This window comes from Methylovulum psychrotolerans, from assembly GCF_002923755.1.
In the GTDB taxonomy this organism is placed as follows: domain Bacteria; phylum Pseudomonadota; class Gammaproteobacteria; order Methylococcales; family Methylomonadaceae; genus Methylovulum; species Methylovulum psychrotolerans.
The window spans coordinates 1-16,656 of sequence record NZ_PGFZ01000001.1 but is presented as its reverse complement, the minus strand read 5'-3'; the positions used below and the strand labels follow the sequence as shown (position 1 = coordinate 16,656).

The 16,656-nt window shown below is 46.9% G+C and carries 14 protein-coding genes; 4 read left to right on the top strand and 10 right to left on the bottom strand.

What is annotated here, in order from left to right:
• From AADEFJLK_RS00060 to AADEFJLK_RS00035, 7 genes are all read right to left on the bottom strand, one after another.
• Positions 1-2,058: Eco57I restriction-modification methylase domain-containing protein (locus tag AADEFJLK_RS00060; protein WP_211299111.1), on the bottom strand; the 2,058-nt coding region annotated here is incomplete at its 3' end.
• A gap of 125 nt (positions 2,059-2,183) precedes the next feature.
• Entirely contained in the window at positions 2,184-2,819 is a 636-nt protein-coding gene (locus AADEFJLK_RS00055) for a hypothetical protein (RefSeq protein WP_103972869.1), read from the bottom strand.
• Positions 2,819-2,977, bottom strand: coding sequence for a hypothetical protein (locus AADEFJLK_RS24265; protein WP_157679418.1), 159 nt, complete (start codon positions 2,975-2,977; stop codon positions 2,819-2,821). Before AADEFJLK_RS24265 ends, AADEFJLK_RS00055 begins: the two co-directional genes overlap by 1 nt.
• A gap of 96 nt (positions 2,978-3,073) precedes the next feature.
• On the bottom strand, positions 3,074-3,601 hold the full coding sequence (locus AADEFJLK_RS00050) for a hypothetical protein (RefSeq protein ID WP_103972868.1): 528 nt from the start codon (positions 3,599-3,601) through the stop codon (positions 3,074-3,076).
• Between the two features lie 16 nt (positions 3,602-3,617).
• Positions 3,618-4,850 (bottom strand): hypothetical protein, encoded by a 1,233-nt coding sequence (locus AADEFJLK_RS00045; protein WP_103972867.1) that lies wholly within the window; start codon positions 4,848-4,850, stop codon positions 3,618-3,620.
• 91 nt (positions 4,851-4,941) lie between these two features.
• Complete coding sequence (locus AADEFJLK_RS00040) at positions 4,942-6,195, bottom strand: hypothetical protein (protein WP_103972866.1); 1,254 nt, start codon at positions 6,193-6,195, stop codon at positions 4,942-4,944.
• Entirely contained in the window at positions 6,192-9,122 is a 2,931-nt protein-coding gene (locus AADEFJLK_RS00035; RefSeq protein ID WP_103972865.1) for a phage portal protein, read from the bottom strand. Before AADEFJLK_RS00035 ends, AADEFJLK_RS00040 begins: the two co-directional genes overlap by 4 nt.
• A 451-nt stretch (positions 9,123-9,573) precedes the next feature.
• Here AADEFJLK_RS00035 and AADEFJLK_RS00030 point away from each other — a divergent pair, with 451 nt between their 5' ends.
• Genes AADEFJLK_RS00030 through AADEFJLK_RS00020 form a run of 3 tightly spaced genes read left to right on the top strand, consistent with a single transcriptional unit; the run spans position 9,574 to position 12,015 of the window.
• Positions 9,574-11,013: an ATP-binding protein gene (locus tag AADEFJLK_RS00030; RefSeq protein WP_103972864.1), complete on the top strand. Its 1,440-nt coding sequence runs from the start codon at positions 9,574-9,576 to the stop codon at positions 11,011-11,013.
• A complete protein-coding gene (locus tag AADEFJLK_RS00025; protein WP_103972863.1) occupies positions 11,013-11,366 on the top strand; it encodes an O-methyltransferase in 354 nt (117 codons plus the stop codon). The genes AADEFJLK_RS00030 and AADEFJLK_RS00025 overlap by 1 nt, the downstream gene beginning before the upstream one ends.
• On the top strand, positions 11,344-12,015 hold the full coding sequence (locus AADEFJLK_RS00020) for an O-methyltransferase (protein WP_103972862.1): 672 nt from the start codon (positions 11,344-11,346) through the stop codon (positions 12,013-12,015). The genes AADEFJLK_RS00025 and AADEFJLK_RS00020 overlap by 23 nt, the downstream gene beginning before the upstream one ends.
• Before the next feature lie 2 nt (positions 12,016-12,017).
• Here AADEFJLK_RS00020 and AADEFJLK_RS00015 read toward each other — a convergent pair whose 3' ends face one another.
• A complete protein-coding gene (locus tag AADEFJLK_RS00015) occupies positions 12,018-13,130 on the bottom strand; it encodes a DNA cytosine methyltransferase (RefSeq protein WP_103972861.1) in 1,113 nt (370 codons plus the stop codon).
• A 637-nt stretch (positions 13,131-13,767) separates the two neighbouring features.
• Between AADEFJLK_RS00015 and AADEFJLK_RS24260 the strand changes: the two genes are divergently transcribed.
• Positions 13,768-13,920 carry a hypothetical protein gene (locus AADEFJLK_RS24260; RefSeq protein WP_170064983.1) on the top strand — a complete coding sequence of 51 codons (153 nt, stop codon included), beginning with the start codon at positions 13,768-13,770 and terminating at the stop codon, positions 13,918-13,920.
• Between the two features lie 173 nt (positions 13,921-14,093).
• Here the strand turns inward: AADEFJLK_RS24260 and AADEFJLK_RS00010 are convergent, their stop codons facing one another.
• Entirely contained in the window at positions 14,094-14,552 is a 459-nt protein-coding gene (locus AADEFJLK_RS00010; RefSeq protein ID WP_146054466.1) for a hypothetical protein, read from the bottom strand.
• Between the two features lie 275 nt (positions 14,553-14,827).
• Positions 14,828-16,534 carry a DUF2326 domain-containing protein gene (locus AADEFJLK_RS00005; protein WP_103972859.1) on the bottom strand — a complete coding sequence of 569 codons (1,707 nt, stop codon included), beginning with the start codon at positions 16,532-16,534 and terminating at the stop codon, positions 14,828-14,830.
• Positions 16,535-16,656 lie beyond the last annotated feature (122 nt).

The following is a 16,656-nucleotide window of genomic DNA, read 5'->3' as shown; positions in this document are numbered from 1 at the left end:
AGAAGCGTCCCTATGCCCCCCCCACCAATAAATTTTCCATAAAATTTCATCATTAGCCACATCATGTTGTCTTATTTGCCGAATATCGGCATTATATAAAACAATTGATTGATTATTCTTAACCGTTTCCAGTTTTTTTGCCGACCAATATCGAATTCTATGTGAAAAACTTGCGGGCTTTTTTTGATAGCGTACAAAAGCAAAAGGTGAATTAGCTTTTCTAAAAAATATTTTTCTCACATGAGCAAAGTTTACAACTTTATTTATAGTCGTTTCATTAAGCCATTTTTGTCGAAAAATTTGGCTATTCTTACCAACTTTAAAAAAAACTCCTTCTGAAATAAGCAGAGCGGATTCACCTGTTTTTTCTCGTAATAAACTCAAGCTTCGAGCAATAAATGCTTGAGATAGCTCATAGCCTCCAATTGACCAATTAAAAGCAATACACCAAAGTATCTCAATAGAATCTTTTTTACCGCGCCCCCAAGGAGGATTGCCAACAATAACATCAATAGATCCAGGCTCTATTGGTAACTTAATTTTATTATCAAGCAATTTTTTGATCTCAGACAACCCTTCGATATTTTTTGTACTTTTTAACCTCTCTTCTAGCATTTGACGCTCTACATCCATTAAGTCAAATGCATTACAACAAAAAAGGATATTGCAATAATCGGCCACTTCTCCCTTATCCCTGTTATAAATCAAATGCGGCAAGGGCTTATCACTAGACGCACCTTGGGCGATTTGCGCCAGAATATCCTTAGGCTCCTGATAATGCAGCAGCGCCAGATACAAACTAAAGGCGCTAATATCCACCGCATTTTTATTCAGCTCAATGCCCCGGATTTGGTCGCGTAAAACCGCCCTTAATTCCAAAGCCGTAAGAGACCTTTCCGCTTGCTGCATTTTAAAGCGCACAATACGGCGGAACGCTTCCACCAAAAAAATCCCCGAACCACAGGCCGGATCCAGCACGGTGGGGTTGGTTTGCAGGCGTTCATAAGTCAGGACTTCTGACAGGACAAACTCGGACAAGGCACTGGGCGTATAATGGGAACCGCTGCCTTTGCTGTCTGCCGCTTTCGTCGTATGGTAGAACTCTTCGTATATATGGCTGATTAACTCAATGGGGACAATTTCAAAATCATACAACCAGAAGAACAAATTTTGCTGTTGGTCGGTATCGCCCAACAAAAAGCCTCTTAACAAAGTAAGATGTCTTTGTTCAACATATTCTTTTTCCAAATCGTCTCTAGGAAACAGATCACCATTAAAATCTTCGGCCAATTTATCGAACAGGGCATAAGTAAACGCTTTGTCCTGCAACACCTGATAAAAAAAATACGCTTTGTCCTCGGCAATGACCGCCGACTTTTCTAGCTCGGTCGCCAGCAAATTACGCCGCTCAACGTCATTTCCTGCGACACCTTTAAAATAGGCCTGAGTGAGTATTTTCCTGTCTTCAAGATAGCGGATGAAAATAGCCCGGCTAATTAGGGCGTGGGCGTATTCTAAGGGTAGCCCCGCTTTTTCCAAGGCCGTTCTGACACGCTTTAAATCGTCGATCAGTTGCTTATCGGCGCGGTGGCCAAAGCGTTTTTCTGGTACGCATAGATACCCTGATTCCAATTGCTCACGACGGTAAGCTTGGAGTTTTTCTAAGATTTCGGCGGCACTGCGTACCGTTGCCAGTGGACTAGCGGCTTGTCGGCCTGTTTCATCAACAGGTTGGCTGGTTAAATCGTAAACCCGTAATTCGGTAGGTAAGGCAAGAAATAGCCGTTGTGGGCGGGACATGCACCAAGCCTTACGGATAATATCGGTTAATTGAGCATCCGAAGGCATAGTATCGAGCTGTTGGAAGACAATCACTGGCTCGTCTTTAACAAAAAATATTTTTTCCGCGCCGATTTTATTGGCAAGCTCCAGCCAACCACCGTTGTTTAACCAAGTGTCTTCATCTGCCGCAGTGGGCAGATGGCAAGCGTCAAGCAAACGCCCTGACATTAAGTCAAGCTTATAGTAAACATCGGTTAAAAGCGGGTTACGGCTCATAGCATAAAGACAAAGGGTAAGGCTAGATTGGCTATTTTAGTCGGCATTAGCATAAATAGGCCTAATAATGCGCTATATCGGCTATTTTTTCCAGCTTAACATAGCGGAGGCTTTAACTTCCAACGCTAAGGCGAAGCCTTCGCCACATCCGTATCCCCACCCGCATTACCATTGCCATGCTTATGCAGCTGCAAACTGATCGTATCCGCCTTAATATCCTTACTGGCGGTTATCGACCCCGTCACCGACACATCGCCCCTCACCGTTATCCCATCTTGGCTTAAGGTGATGCGGGTCGTATCCGTACCCGTCAGGCCTAAAGTAATGGACACGATTTTGCCCGTATTTTTCGTCACCGCAAACTCGCCCTGATAATCGGCACCCGTCAAATCTTCATGATCGCCCGTTTCCGCGATGCGCAGATACGCGCCAGAAGGGTGGAAAACCTCCATATCCGCCCCTTCCGTCACCGAATAATAAGCCCCCGAATGGTGCAGACCCAACGCGCGGTTATCGGTGAACGCACAGGAATTGCCGTGCGGGAACAAAAAGCCCTGCACATAAGGGCGGTCGTCGCCGATAAAATCCACCACCGCCAACACCGTCGTGCCGTCTGGATTAGGCAAAGCGCGGCTGCCGCTATCCATACTCGCCGAAGCCGACAACACCGGCACCCCCGCCAGCACCCGCCCATTATCCAAACGCACATCCACCGCCACCGCTTCGGGATGCACCGCCAACACCTGCGCAAAATACGCCATCAGCGGCTCCTCCGCTTCATGCCCGGCGCCATAAACCGCGCCGAGGTCGGCACCGCAGCCACCAACACCTGCACCGGCAACGGCGTAGGCCGGGCATCTAAAATAGCGTCCGTCTTGCTGTCTAACAACGTGTTACCGCGACTGTCTTGTATTTGCATCTAAACCCGCCTATCGGCATAAAAAACTGGTAAACGCTAACCCGCAGGCCTAGCACTTGTCATGGCAAACCACCCAACCTTAGGTTCTTGGTAATCCTACGCGCCGATCATCCCACCCGACAACCTAGTCAACTCCTTGAGCCGTGCCGACACCACCGCCATGCCCGCCCTGTCGTTACGATGCAAATACAGCGACGACAAACTCAGCAACTTATCACATCTGGTTTTGGGGCCATTCTGCAAATAATCCGCACGGTCTTTAAACATCCCGAATACCGCGTGCATTTCTGCATCATCGGCAAGGTGCGGGGCATCGAAAATACTTTCAATAAACGGCATTTCGGCTTCCGGCACCGGCTCCGTCAGCAAAAAAATATCGAAACTTTCAACGGCATCACGGTATCTGACTTCATCAAAATAACCCGGATCTTGCAGCCGCGCCTCCGCCGCCGCCATACCCGCCGCGTCGCCGCGTAACCGATACAGCTCCCAGATATATAACAGCCGGTTATCGTCGCTTTGGGGGCCGTTTTGCTCCAAATCCGCACGGTCTTTATAGCCATATAGTGTGTGCATTTCCTCGTCCGTAGCAAAATGCGGGGCAGCAAAAATACTTTCGATCATCGGGATCTCCTAGCAATCATGACAAACGCCGCCACTTAGCGCGAAAATGCGGAAAAATATTGCCCGCAGGCACCTCTTTAAAATGCCTGACGCACCAGCCGTTGAAAGCGGCCGGCAGACCATAAAAATCACGGTTAGTTTTGCCCAGCCAAACATCGTGCCAGCGGTCTTTGTCCGGCTGGTCAGGATCTACCACCGTCAGCACCGCCCCGTCAATATTCCGGCAGAACAGGCAACCGCCAGAGTCTTCTTGGCGTTGCAGACGGGTACCGGGAGGTAAGGCAAAAATGAAACCTTGCTGCTTTAGCTCACTGATTTCGCACAGTCCGTATTGCAAAATATCTACCGCCAATTGATGCACGTCTTGGGTAAGCACGGAAAAACGCACCTGTGAATACGCCGAGCCAAATAACGGGGTAAAGCAGTGATCCGCTATCTTCCAAAAGGCATCCTTCAGCTTTTCTACCATGCAGGCATCCGCTTCGATGAAGTTCAAATACACAGTAGCCAAGTCGGTCGTTTCCTCGCGCTCAACTTCGAAGAACTCATCCAAAGACATTACCGCCAAGTCTTCGCAGAAGGCTGCCACCTCCGCGTCGGTCGCTTCCCTGCCCGGATGGGCGTTTTCCCAAGCCACTTGCGCCATCCCGATTTGCCACGCCCGGAAGGCATAAGTCCGTACTTGGTAACTGATTTGCCCAGATGGCAAATAGGTGCTGAACAGCAATTTGCAGACATCCGCGTAATCTTGCTCCTCCCAAGCGTCCGGCATCCGGCGGCAACATTCGGCTATCCGCGCGTAGGGAATAAGGCAGCCACGATAGATAAAACCACCCACCAGCGGGTAACGCTCCGCCATACCATAGCGCCGCCCTTCCAGCCAAGCAAACAGCTCTTGATAAAAACCCGCAAAGGCGGTGTCGATAAAAGCCTTATACGCCGCAAACAACGGCCTGACCCACGGGCAAGGGTGCGGGCTGACCATATCGGGGGTAAACAGGCTTTCGTGGGTTATCTCAAATCGGCACGGCGCATCGGCAGGCAACTCATCCAACTGAAGATATATCTCCACAAAGCTTTCGAGAACGCCCTCTTCGTAAAAATGATAGCGTTGCGGAAAAGCCCCACCTTCATCCAGTATGTTATCTAGCCAAGGCTGGGAATGCCCTGATGTTATCCTTTGCCAAGCGAAGGCAGCGAGTAAGGCAGGCAGGGCAACACGGGAATTTGGGGACGGTATAGGGTTCATGATGCGGCGGCGGCCTCGGCGCAAAGGCGGATAAATAATTGGGCGACGGCAGCCAATCCCAGAACACGGCTCTTAGCGACGCGACAAACCCTCATAACCGCCGCCACTTGGCGCGAAAATGCGGAAAAATATTGCCCGCAGGCACCTCTTTAAAATGCCTGACGTTTTCGAAGTAAGACTCCGGCACATTATCAAAATCGCGGTTAGTTTTGCCCAACCAGACCTCGTGCCAGCGGTCTTTGTCCGGCTTGTCAGGGGCCACCACCGTCAACACCGCCCCGTCAATATTCCGGCAGAAATGGCAACCGCCAGAGTCTTCTTGGCGTTGCACCACAGCCCCGTAGGGTAATGCCCAAATGAAACCCTGTAACTTTAGCTCGCTGATTTCGCACAGGCCATATTGCAAAAGCCCCGCCGACAATTGATACAGCCAGTGCTTTATTGACGCGTGCCTATTAGCCATACTATATTCCGTGATATGCCCCCTCCTCAATAGCATATACAAGGTCTCATCTAGCCTTTCCCTAACGCTGGCCGCCGATTCGATGATATGAGAACCCACTATCAGCAAGGTGGTCATATCCCAGCTATGCGCCGCCATCAATTCCTCCAGGGTTGCCGTTGAGCTTTGGCGGATAGCCGCCACTTCCGCGTCGGTAGGCTCCCTGCCCGGATGGGCGTTTTCCCAAGCCACTTGCGCCACCCCTAACTGCCATGCTTGGAGGGCATAACTTTTCACCCGACGGTGGATATCCGTAGCCGATAAATAACTGTGGAACAACAGCTTGAAGACAATATCGTAATCTTCCGTCTGCCAATCCTCCGGCATCCGGCGGCAACATTCCGACACCTCTGCGTAGCGGGTACTGACATATTTATTATATCTGCCGATAAAACGAAACCTCCCCACCAGCGGGTAACGGTCTGCGCAACCATAACGCCGCCCTTCCAGCCACGCAAACGCTTCCTGATAAAAACCCGCGAGCGCCTGGTCGATAAAGGCGGCATAGTCGTCAAGCAACGGCCTGACCCACGGGCAAGGGTGCGGGCTGACCAATTCCCGGTCAAACATATATTGGTGGATGGTCTCAAACGGACACGGAGCGCCCGCCGGCAACTCATCCCATTCACGATAGCTTTCCGCTACCCCCGCAGTCCCCTCATCGTCACTGTTATCTGGTATATAATCATATTCTTGCGGAAAAGGCCTGTCTTCGTCCAATCTGGCATCTAGCCAGTCACCCGCCGGGGCAGGGGCAGACGCAATCCTATGCCAGATCAAAGCGGCACGGAAAGCGGGCAAAGCGACACGGGATTTCTTGTTTGGGGGCGATAGAGGGTTCATGACGCGGCGGCCTCGGCGCAAAGGCGGATAAATAATTGGGCGACGGCTTCTAATCCTGGGGCGATGTCCGGGCTAAGGGCGGATGACTTGCTTAACCTTTCGGGAATGCTGAAATTAGCCACTTTTTTACCCTGTATGCCCTTAGGCAAAGTATAGTTTTGCTTATTAGCCTTGTACTGCGCTTTATCCCACGGATGGGCGGATAAAAATTGGTAGCGGTCATTTTTCCATTGTAACACGACAACGTAATGATCTATTACCGGATTGCTTTTGTTGTCATCAATAACCAACCGATTTTTAATATATATATCCCGCCCACCATGACTTAAAATTTCCGGATTTTGATCCAGCACATTAATGATGTGCATCATCAACTTTGCCCGTTGCGCATCAAACACCCGCTCGGATTGGCCGCGTATTTTGGCTTTGGTATAAGCGTGATTGATATTATCGCCCTTAAAATCGACGATGACCTTAAACGGCAAGTTTTTACGCCGTACCGTAACCGCCCAAGTCCCGTGCAAATTATCCCGAAAATACTGCTCGGCCTCCGCCAAAGACGTGATGATATAGGAACTGGGTAGCTTCAGTTCTGTCCTGTCATCCGATTTTTGCCCATTTGCTAACTTATCAAGTTGCTGTATTACTTTAGCCGCATCCCCTAGAGAGGGGCCAGGGCCTTTTGCCCCCGGCCCGTTATTACCTAAGCCCGGCTTAGGCGTATCCAACGGCTCTTCTGTAGTGGCGGGCAGACCTTTATCTGTACCTGCCTTAGGCAGGGATTCGGTTGCCTTACCAGGCAAGCCTTTATCCGTCGCTGTTTTAGGCGCACCCGAGGATTCGCCTATCTGACTGGGCAGACCGTTATCTGTACCCGGTTTGGTTTTAGACGCATTGGTAGAGCCGCTGATAGTCGGCAGTTCTTCATAAGGATCGGGCTTGGTCTTAGGCGCATTGGTAGAGCCGCTGATAGTTGGCAGCTCTTCATAAGGGTCAGGTTTGGTTTTAGGCACATCGGTAGTACCGTTAGTTGTCTTAATGCCCGGCTTACCGCCGCTGCCACCAGAGGGTGGAGTAGCTGGCCCTTCCTTAACAAAAGACCAAAATCCGCGTTTTCTCCCACAAGCCGCCGCCCCCTCACGCGGCTCCCGCCTACCCGGCAAGCCCTTGCCACCATCCGGCTTAAGCCTATCGTCAGCACCGCCGCTAACCAGCGGCCAACCATTAACGCCCGGCTTAACACCCCCAAAAGGCGGCTTGAACACCCCCCGCGTATTAGCCGACCCAAAATCGAATTTAACATCTTGCGCATAACGCGCCGCCTTATCCGCCGTCACCCCACGCGGCAAACTCCCGCCCACCAAGCCAGGCCGCCCCTTATGGTGCGGAAAACTCTTCGCCAAGCCCTTATCCGCCCCCGCCTCCTGCAAGTGCAACCAAGCCCCCAACAAGGCCGGATCGACCGGGGCTTCCCCTAACGGCGTGGCTAAGGCCTGATAGCCTTCCTCAGCCCGCAGTTCGTTCAGCGTCAACACCGTCTTGCGCAACTCAAAACGTTGCGCCGGATTTTCCACATCCAGCCCCGTCCAACGGAAACACCAATCCGGGTTAAAATCCGTCACCACAAAATCAGTGAACAAATTCTCAAAATAACTCAACAACGGGCGCAAGCCGGAATCTTTCGAAGCCGCCAACTTCTCCGCCGTATCACTGCCGCCCAAGGTACTGGCCGTACCGCCGGAAAACGAATCGAAATTAATCTCCGACGGCGACATCCCATACACCGCGCAAATCAGCGAGGTTAAAAACGTCATCCATTTGGCGAACATCATCTCATTGAAGTCCACACCAAACTTCTCAAACTGCACCTTAGACGCTTGGTCCTTCGACACCAACACCGGCAAATTCAGGGTGTTATTGACCCCGCGCACCATATTATTAAAATACCGCCGGAACGCCGCCACATCATTGCTGTCGAAATTGCCGAACAAATGCAGCACCCCCTTAGGGATACTGTTTTTGTCAAACACATTACTGTTCAGCGCCATCGCATTTAAAAAACACGTCACCACCCGCACCAACAGCTCCGCTTCGGGAAACCCATAGCCCGCCGAAGCGACATCCGAGCGCGGATTACGCGGCTCAAAAATCAACTCCTCATAACGGTAAGCCGTCCGCACCTGCCCGTTCACCACCTGCACCGCGTAAATATCGGGATCGCCCCGATACCCCTGCTCAGGACACAAACGGATAGTCGCGCCATCGACCGCGTACAGGCCGTCAATCCCCAAATCGCGGGTATTTTTCAACTCCAGTTCCAAGGCCACCGCGTCCAACACCAAAGAATCGCGGGTCGCCTTCGCCATCAACTGCGCAAAACTGTCACGCCGCAACGCCTTACGCCGCCGCGCCGAAAACTCAAAACCGCAATGGCTGATCACCTTATTCAGCACCGCCATCTGCTCCAGCTCGGCACGGCTAGGCGAATGCTTGCGGTCAACATGCCCCACCTGAAACCCCGGCAACCCCGTGTCGCTGTCGCAAATCCGGCAAAAACGCTGCACTTGCCGGGTGCGGGTCAGAATCACCGCATTCAGCACCGGGGTCTGCGTCACCATAGACCGCAACCCCTCCGCCGTCAGCGTCAAAGGCCGCTCCCAATACTCGCCCTGGCTACGCGCCTGAAACTCATCCAAGCCCACCGACTGCATCCCCGCCCGCCCGTGCTGGGCGGCATAAGACGGATGCGCCACCAGCGCCTTCGCCAACTCCGCCTCCTGCACCCACGCCAACAGCTCCTGCACCGCATCGGCAGGCAACAGCCCGGTATCATCCGGCAAATGTGCACGGTGCAACCCCGCCAACGCATCAGTACGCTCGGCAACAGGGGCTTGGGGGTTAAACGCAGCGGTAAACGGATTGTCCATAAGTCAGCAGCCAAAAACAGGGATGCCGATTAAGGTACTGTCACGACGGGAAATGTAAGAAGCGGATCGCGTAGGCAGGGCCAGCGGTTCTGCCCGACGCTTTATTAATTTTGACAAACCAGACAGCCATCTGATAAAGATGTAAAGGGGTCATATTTAAGCTAACTAACGCCTGTTCATTAATCTTTCAAATTTCTTTGGTTAAAGCCAAAAATAACAATGAAATTCAAAATGTTAATTTAATATATAGCGATAATTTAGATAAAAATTGTGAATTTTTTCACTATTTTTTAGGTAATTGTTAATTTTATTTATAACGTTTTGTTGCTATTGTAGAAGCCTATAGCTCCGCTCGGTTTCTTTGCGGCCTAAATAGCTTGTGTTAATAATGCTTGCCTACAGAACAATCCCATAAATTGAAACTCTAGTTTTCTAAATTAAGAGCAAAAAAATGACTCAAAACGATACAGTTAATGCTCACCCTACAAAACGATTCTTTGTATCAATGTTAACGCGGGATATTGAATTAAAAGATGCGATCCTTGATTTATTGGACAATTGTATTGATGGCATTGAACGCCAACAACAAGGCCAAGATAACGATACTAACGCAAAACCTTATCAGGGTTTTTGGGCGAAAATAACCGCCACAAAAGATAAATTCGAAATTTGGGACAATTGCGGCGGCATTCCCACTGAAATTGCGTTAGAGAAAGCGTTTCGTATGGGACGTGATGATCCTGAAAGGGATTCCGGCTTACATACCGTAGGGATGTATGGCATAGGTATGAAAAGAGCCCTTTTTAAAATGGGTAAACAAAGCCGAGTTACATCTCGGCCTAAGGATGAACCCAGGGCTTTTTTTGTGGAAATTACACCCGAATGGCTTGAGTCGGATCATTGGGAACTTAAACTCCAACATTCCGAAACAGAAGAATTAACTGAAAATGGCACACGCGTTACTGTCGAACAGCTACATGATAACATTGCCTTCCAATTCAATTCTGATAAATCAGAATTCCTAGATGATTTAATTAAGGATATTGCTCAATTTTATGCTCTTATCATTGACAAAGGCTTTTCAGTAACCATCAACGGTCACGCTATTGGCGGCGCACCATTAACCTTGCTCACTGCGCTAATAAATAGCCAATCTCCGATAAATCCATATATATTTAAGGCGACCATAGAAGGAGTAGAAATTCGTCTCGCCGTTGGTTTTAGACGCAAACTTGCCAGCGAAAAAGAATTGGAAGACGAAGCCCAACGCCCCAGAACCAGTGACGAAGCAGGTTGGACGGTTATATGCAATGACAGGGTAGTTCTATATTGTGACAAAAGTCAAATTACTGGCTGGGGAAGAGCGCAAGTACCAAGATACCATACCCAATTTATTTCTATAGCAGGCGTATTAGAGTTCCGAAGCAACAATCTATTAAACCTACCGCTCAAAACGACCAAGAGAGGTCTTGACACCTCTTCCACTGTATACCTTTCAGTTTTTGATTACATGACCGAAGGCTTAAAGATATTTACCGATTTTACAAACAAATGGAAAGGCCGAGAAGAAGAAACCAATGTTGCGTTTGAAAATACGGAATCAAAGAAGCCTAGGGAAATATTAAAAGACCTGGATAGTAACGAATCCGTTATATTTACAAATGTCAGAAAGCTTGATAATGCCCAAAGATATACGCCATCCTTACCTCGTCCGGAAACTAGAAATCCTTTAAAAAGAATAGTGTTTAATCGGCATGCCGATGAGGTTGTTTCGCTGGCTATTGCCCTCTTTGATGATCCACAAACAAAGCCCTCCGATGTTGGGGAGAGATGCTTTAGCCTCGCTCTTGAAAATATAATAAAAGCTCAAAGCAAAGAAGGCGGCAATTAATGAGTGGACAAGATATTCCATACTATTTAAGACCCAACAAACATGTGGAGCGGCAAATTTTTATCGAAATTTTATCTCATGTGAACGCATGGAATAAATTAATAGAATATTTATACGTTTCTATGGGCGGCAAATTTCTCGAAGACATTAAACAAATTCATTCTGCTTTAAATATCAAAAAGCTGGTATCAATCGAACGAGATAAAATTACATTTGAAAGACAACAATTTAACCGTCCCCTATCTCTAATTGATTGCCTAAATATGACGAGCGGAGATTTAGTTAATCAAATAGGGACACTTCTGGATAGTAAAGGGGCTAACAATTGTATTGTTAGATTATGCCGCCGCTAAAGATCGTCAAAAGCAGTTACAAGAGGTAGAGACTATTGCAAGCAAGCTTGCCGCTAATGACATACTAAAAATTACTCTTAATTCAAGCGTAAAAACATTAGGAAACCGAGATGAATTTGAATCTATAGATGAGTTTCAACAGAAGGCTTTAACAAAAGCCCAAAATAAATTAGGGCGTTATTTTCCAAATAACGTAACTGATTACAAAAGCATGACAGATCGTGGCTTTACAGACATTATCTCCCAAGCGGCAAAAAAAGCTATTTTAAGAGGGCTACGCGGTAGTCCAAACTTGGTTTTTTTGCCTTTAGGACAATTTCGCTATAATGATGGCTTCCATTGGATGTATACCATAACAGGAATCGTACTAAAAAGCGGCGAAGAAAACGAATTTCTGGAGAAATCAGGACTTAACCGCTTTGAATTAGTTAAAAATGATTGGGATAATATTTCAGACATCGCATTACCTGACTTATCTTTGCGTGAAAGAATGTGTCTTGATTTAGATATTCATTCCCTTGATCCCTGTGAAATCCATAAAAAACTACCATTTAAATTCGATTCCGACGAAGAACGTTCGCTTGATTGCCTTAAGCGATATATCACTCATTACAAAAGATACCCTAACTTTGTCAAAGCCGTTTTTTAGCGTTAAACCAAGCTTTTTATAATATTCGATAATAGATATTCAGATACTATAGGACTCACACTATTCCCAATCTGCCTAAAACTATGCCACTTGGTACGATGAAAAACAAACCAATCAGGGAAGCCTTGGAGACGCGCGGCTTCCCTAGGTGTAATAACTCTAGGGGCGTGACAATGGATAGGGCGGACGGCCTGAAAGCTGCCTTTATCACTCCCCGTTCCCGCCCTTAAGGTAGGGCAGAATTTATCGGGATGCAATTTTACCGATTTTGATATTTTATCTTTTTCGCCAAAATCCAGCGCTGCATAACGCGCTTTTACCACGTCTCCATGCCGAGTACCCATACAGCCGGAAACCTCGCCCCTCTTCATAAAGCGCTCGATTGAAGACGGATCACCAACATTATCCGGAATCCGGCCAACAATCGCCAGCCTAAAATGCGACTTGGGCATCTTTTCCACAGGTTGCCAGCCGCTCTGCTCGCTAAGCCAAGCCGGATTAATGTCTATCGGAAGGCCTTTTAGCGCATCTTTTACCAACACACTAACTGTATTCTCCGCTGGTTTGAACATCTCGGCAGTCAAAGCCCGCACACGCTTGGGATCGTAACCGATGAAAAAAATACGGGTTCTGGTGGTAGGTGCGCCGTAATCACTGGCCTTAACCTCTATCGGTTGAAGCATTTCATACTGACCGCGCACCAAAGAAAAAGCTTGTTCTCTGATAGCATCATATTGGCCACTCAAAATACCAGGAACATTTTCGGCCAGAAAAAAAGCCGGGGATATTTCGCTAACCAAACGGAAAAAATGCATAAAAAGATTATTTCTGTCGTCTCCAACATCCCTTTTACCTATATAGCTAAACCCTTGGCACGGAGGTCCACCCACTAAGCCGTCTAAACCGCCTTTTTTTAAGCCTACCAACGCCATCAAATCATCACCGCTAAGCGTCGCCACATCTATGTTTAAATGCTGTGTTGCGGGGAAATTTTTTTGATGGGTTTCAAGGGCGAATTTATCTATCTCAACTGCCGCCGTAAGCTCAAAACCAGCTCGTGCCGCACCGAGACTAATCCCTCCAGCCCCTGCAAATAAATCAATTATTTTTAACATTTTAATATATTATTATCATTTACCAGACAAAATTGCGAATGCAACACACCTGCTCTTCTAGTGAAAAACGTTTACTAACGACCATCTTAAAGTGTTTTTGGGGCAATTGCTCTAAAAATCCGCATAAACTGAGCAAACGGTTTTATAAATGTTGGTAGTCAAAGCTAAGTAGGGTATTGTCACGACATGGAGAGAAAATCATATCGGATAAGCGCGTAGTCTCTGTGCAAGTGGTTCTGCCCGACGCTCCAACTCCGCCAGAAATGAAGATATCCGCCTTAGGAAGTGGCATTAATGATAGGACGATGGCAGACAAAGGTGGCCTGTCGGGCAGAACCGCTTGCCCGACCTACGCATTTTTACTGCATTTATACGTTAAATTTGTACAAAATTAACGCTTTTTTAATTGCAAAAAACCTCCGGCACGATAAACTGTCAGTGCCAAAAACGAAGAACGCCTTTGTTCCACTTAATGCAGGCAACGTATCGATTATGAAAATTTGTCGGCACAGCAGCCACCTGCTTTTACTCAGAAAATACGGGGCAATGAATAGACCCAACCGAAAAGACCGCCAAAACCAGCCGTCCAGACGCTAAACGCATCACCGCCGACTTTAGCCCAGAAGCGTATGAAGTTTTGGAACGCGTCGCCAAAAATCTGGACACCACCAAAGCCGATGCCTTACGCCGCGCCTTAGGCTTGCTGGATTTTGTGCTGACGGAAAGAAAAGAGGGCTGGAAGGTGGTCTTAGAAAAAGATGACCGCAGAAGAGAAATCGTGACACTGTAAGGCCGATGCCCTGTCAGAAAATCCAGCAATGAAAGTACCCGCCTAGAATAGGGCGGTCAATGCGAAAGCAACAGCAAACAAAAGCGGCTCGCCGGGCAAAAAACCCCTGCCCGACCAACCACAAAATCCGGCCAAAAATACGCCAAGACGGTTAACTATCGGAAACCGCCTACCTACTGGCCTGTTTTCTCCTCAACCAAACTGTCCTCCGGCTGAAATTGCTTCTCCATATCCTTGCGCAATTTTTCATACACCATCGGCCAAGCGAAGCCCACCGCCACCGCCGTTTGCGGCGAAACATTCAGAAAACCGCTCACCACCCCCAAATAACCCACCACCGTCGCGGAAAAAAACCATCCCACCAAAGGCAAGGCCTGGGCGATAATCTCCTGATGCGGCAAGCGGGCATTATTGTCATCCACCTGATTCTTAATGATATAATCGACAATCTTAACCAAAATGCTGACCACCCCGCAGTAGAACGAATACAAAAACAAATGCCCGTGCAACACCGAGGCCATAAACTTCTCCTTATCCGCATCCTGCGCCTCATCGGCCAACGCCCCACCCCAAACCCAAAATGACAGCAACAGCAACGCACAACCCCAACGGTAAACCATCGTCTTACTCATACCTTCCCCCTATCCAGTAATAATAATCGCCTTGCCGCCGCCCAAACCGCCGCCGCGACAGACACCTGACACAATACCGCCCAACAGGGGCGGTAAAGGGATAATAGCAAAATAAATCATTGAAATATATTAAGTTTTACCAGAAATAGTGTTGATTATTACCAGAAATGGCGGGGATATGGGGAGAAGCGGTAATATGATGAACCGTCGGAGTCAGAATTACTTATGCGCCTTACAACCGGAGATACGGCCTGCCCGCCATCCCACCGATAGAATCATGCACTAAAATCCTCGCCAAATAACCAATTTTCAGGATCTTTATCATAAAGCTCTAAAATTAAAGCGTCATTAATCATTTGCTTTTCTTCCGCAGTCAAAATATTGACTTTTTGTTCTGCATCTAAAACCTCTATTAAGCTATTTTGCGCGATATTTAAAAAATACTGGCATTTCTCTTCCCTCACCACGTTCAAAATAATTTTAAACATTGTTGATTTTTGTCGCGGATCCATTTCCGAAAAAATACACCCATCATGTGCCATAAATCCTAACAAATCTTTATTCAACTTATAGAGCAAGACATCGTAACAGAAAATTTTTACTTCCCCGACCGCTTGGGATTCGTCTTTGGGAATTTGTAATTGAATATCAAACAAATATTGTGCATCTTTCGTTTCTTGGATTTTTAATGAAGCACCATGATGAGCCTGCTTGCCATAAAAAGGCTTGGCCAACACCCTAAACTCATTTTCGATGGCTTCCAAAGACTCATCCTTCTCTTCTAAATATAAAATGCTCCGCTCTTTAATCAAAGCGTTTTGACTGTCCAAATTGCTTTTTTCTTTCTTAAAATCGCGTAACAAATGCTCATATTTTTTTAAATTCTCGCTCTCGATTTCTAATGACTTAATTCTTTCCGCCAGTGAATTAAACTCCTCTAATGCCCCGGAATTATCCAAATCTTTCAAAATACCATCGCGTTGCGCCGAACATTTTTCTAAAGACCCAGTTAGGGCGGCAATTTCGGTCTTTAATTGGCTAACTTCCATTATCAGCCTATTTTTCCTGTTGTTGACTAAGGCATTATGAAAATGTTGGGCATCAGATAACCGCTGGGTAATCTCTTTGCCAAAAAAGAATTGGGCTTCATGATAAATATCTGCAATCTGGGCAACATCAATGTTAACGACCTCCCTTTTTAGGCTAATCTCTTTTTTTTCCAGTGTTCTCTCAAGAAAAAATTTTTTGTTTCTCAGTTCGTTCAGTTCGGCGGTTAAATCATCGGCTTGTTTTTTAAGCAGGTCATAACTTTCCGCAATCACAAAATGATCACGCTTATTTTTTAAATCAGCGATTTCATCCGCCAAATCCTTCAGATTAGCCTTATCCAAGCTTTTTTCATATTCTTTTATCGCTTTTGCCGCGTTATTCAACGAACCAATGTCTTTCTTAGTAGCAAATCGCTGTCTTACCAAATCCGTATCAATACCTAATAAATATAAATTGGTAAGCCGTTGCTTATAGTCAGTAATAGGTCGTCCCTGCTGACTTAAAGGATCAGCATAATACGTTCCGCCAAACCGCCTTGCAAAACAATTGAATACCTGCCTAAAGCCAATCTCGGCTTTATCGCCTAAGAAAAGCTGGCTTAACTCCTTAGGATACGCTGTCTGATTAATTTTTTGGCCATTAATAATATAATCTGATTGTGAGAAATCCTTACTGATCAGATAATGCTTACCCTTATGTAAAAACTCAAGATGAAAACAACCATAACCCGCTAAATAGCTTTTTAATTTCTTGTTATCAAGCGCCGCCCCTAAGACATAATGGATAAGTTTAAGCGATAAACTTTTACCAATACCGTTAAAAGAGTCGGTATCTTTATCGCTTTTTTGTATTCCGGCGACTATGTTCAAGCCTGGCCTGAAATCTAATGTCCTAAACTTTGGATTATCAGATCTTAGCTTTAATAATTGCATGATGGCTTTCGACTTTATTTATAAGGTTAACAAAACTTACCATAAGCCCATTTCGATTGATAAGCTTTTGCTCTGCTTAAATTTTCTCTACCTTATAAATAAAGTCGAAAGCCATCATGCAA

What these genes read in the sequence shown, in the direction of transcription:
- AADEFJLK_RS00055 (WP_103972869.1), bottom strand. Translation starts at nt 2,819, where the DNA reads ATGGCGTATTTTGCGCAGGTGTTGGCGGTGCATCCCGAAGCGGTGGCG.
- AADEFJLK_RS24265 (WP_157679418.1), bottom strand. Translation starts at nt 2,977, where the DNA reads ATGCAAATACAAGACAGTCGCGGTAACACGTTGTTAGACAGCAAGACG.
- AADEFJLK_RS00050 (WP_103972868.1), bottom strand. Translation starts at nt 3,601, where the DNA reads ATGATCGAAAGTATTTTTGCTGCCCCGCATTTTGCTACGGACGAGGAA.
- AADEFJLK_RS00045 (WP_103972867.1), bottom strand. Translation starts at nt 4,850, where the DNA reads ATGAACCCTATACCGTCCCCAAATTCCCGTGTTGCCCTGCCTGCCTTA.
- AADEFJLK_RS00040 (WP_103972866.1), bottom strand. Translation starts at nt 6,195, where the DNA reads ATGAACCCTCTATCGCCCCCAAACAAGAAATCCCGTGTCGCTTTGCCC.
- AADEFJLK_RS00035 (WP_103972865.1), bottom strand. Translation starts at nt 9,122, where the DNA reads ATGGACAATCCGTTTACCGCTGCGTTTAACCCCCAAGCCCCTGTTGCC.
- AADEFJLK_RS00030 (WP_103972864.1), top strand. Translation starts at nt 9,574, where the DNA reads ATGACTCAAAACGATACAGTTAATGCTCACCCTACAAAACGATTCTTT.
- AADEFJLK_RS00025 (WP_103972863.1), top strand. Translation starts at nt 11,013, where the DNA reads ATGAGTGGACAAGATATTCCATACTATTTAAGACCCAACAAACATGTG.
- AADEFJLK_RS00015 (WP_103972861.1), bottom strand. Translation starts at nt 13,130, where the DNA reads ATGTTAAAAATAATTGATTTATTTGCAGGGGCTGGAGGGATTAGTCTC.
- AADEFJLK_RS00010 (WP_146054466.1), bottom strand. Translation starts at nt 14,552, where the DNA reads ATGAGTAAGACGATGGTTTACCGTTGGGGTTGTGCGTTGCTGTTGCTG.
- AADEFJLK_RS00005 (WP_103972859.1), bottom strand. Translation starts at nt 16,534, where the DNA reads ATGCAATTATTAAAGCTAAGATCTGATAATCCAAAGTTTAGGACATTA.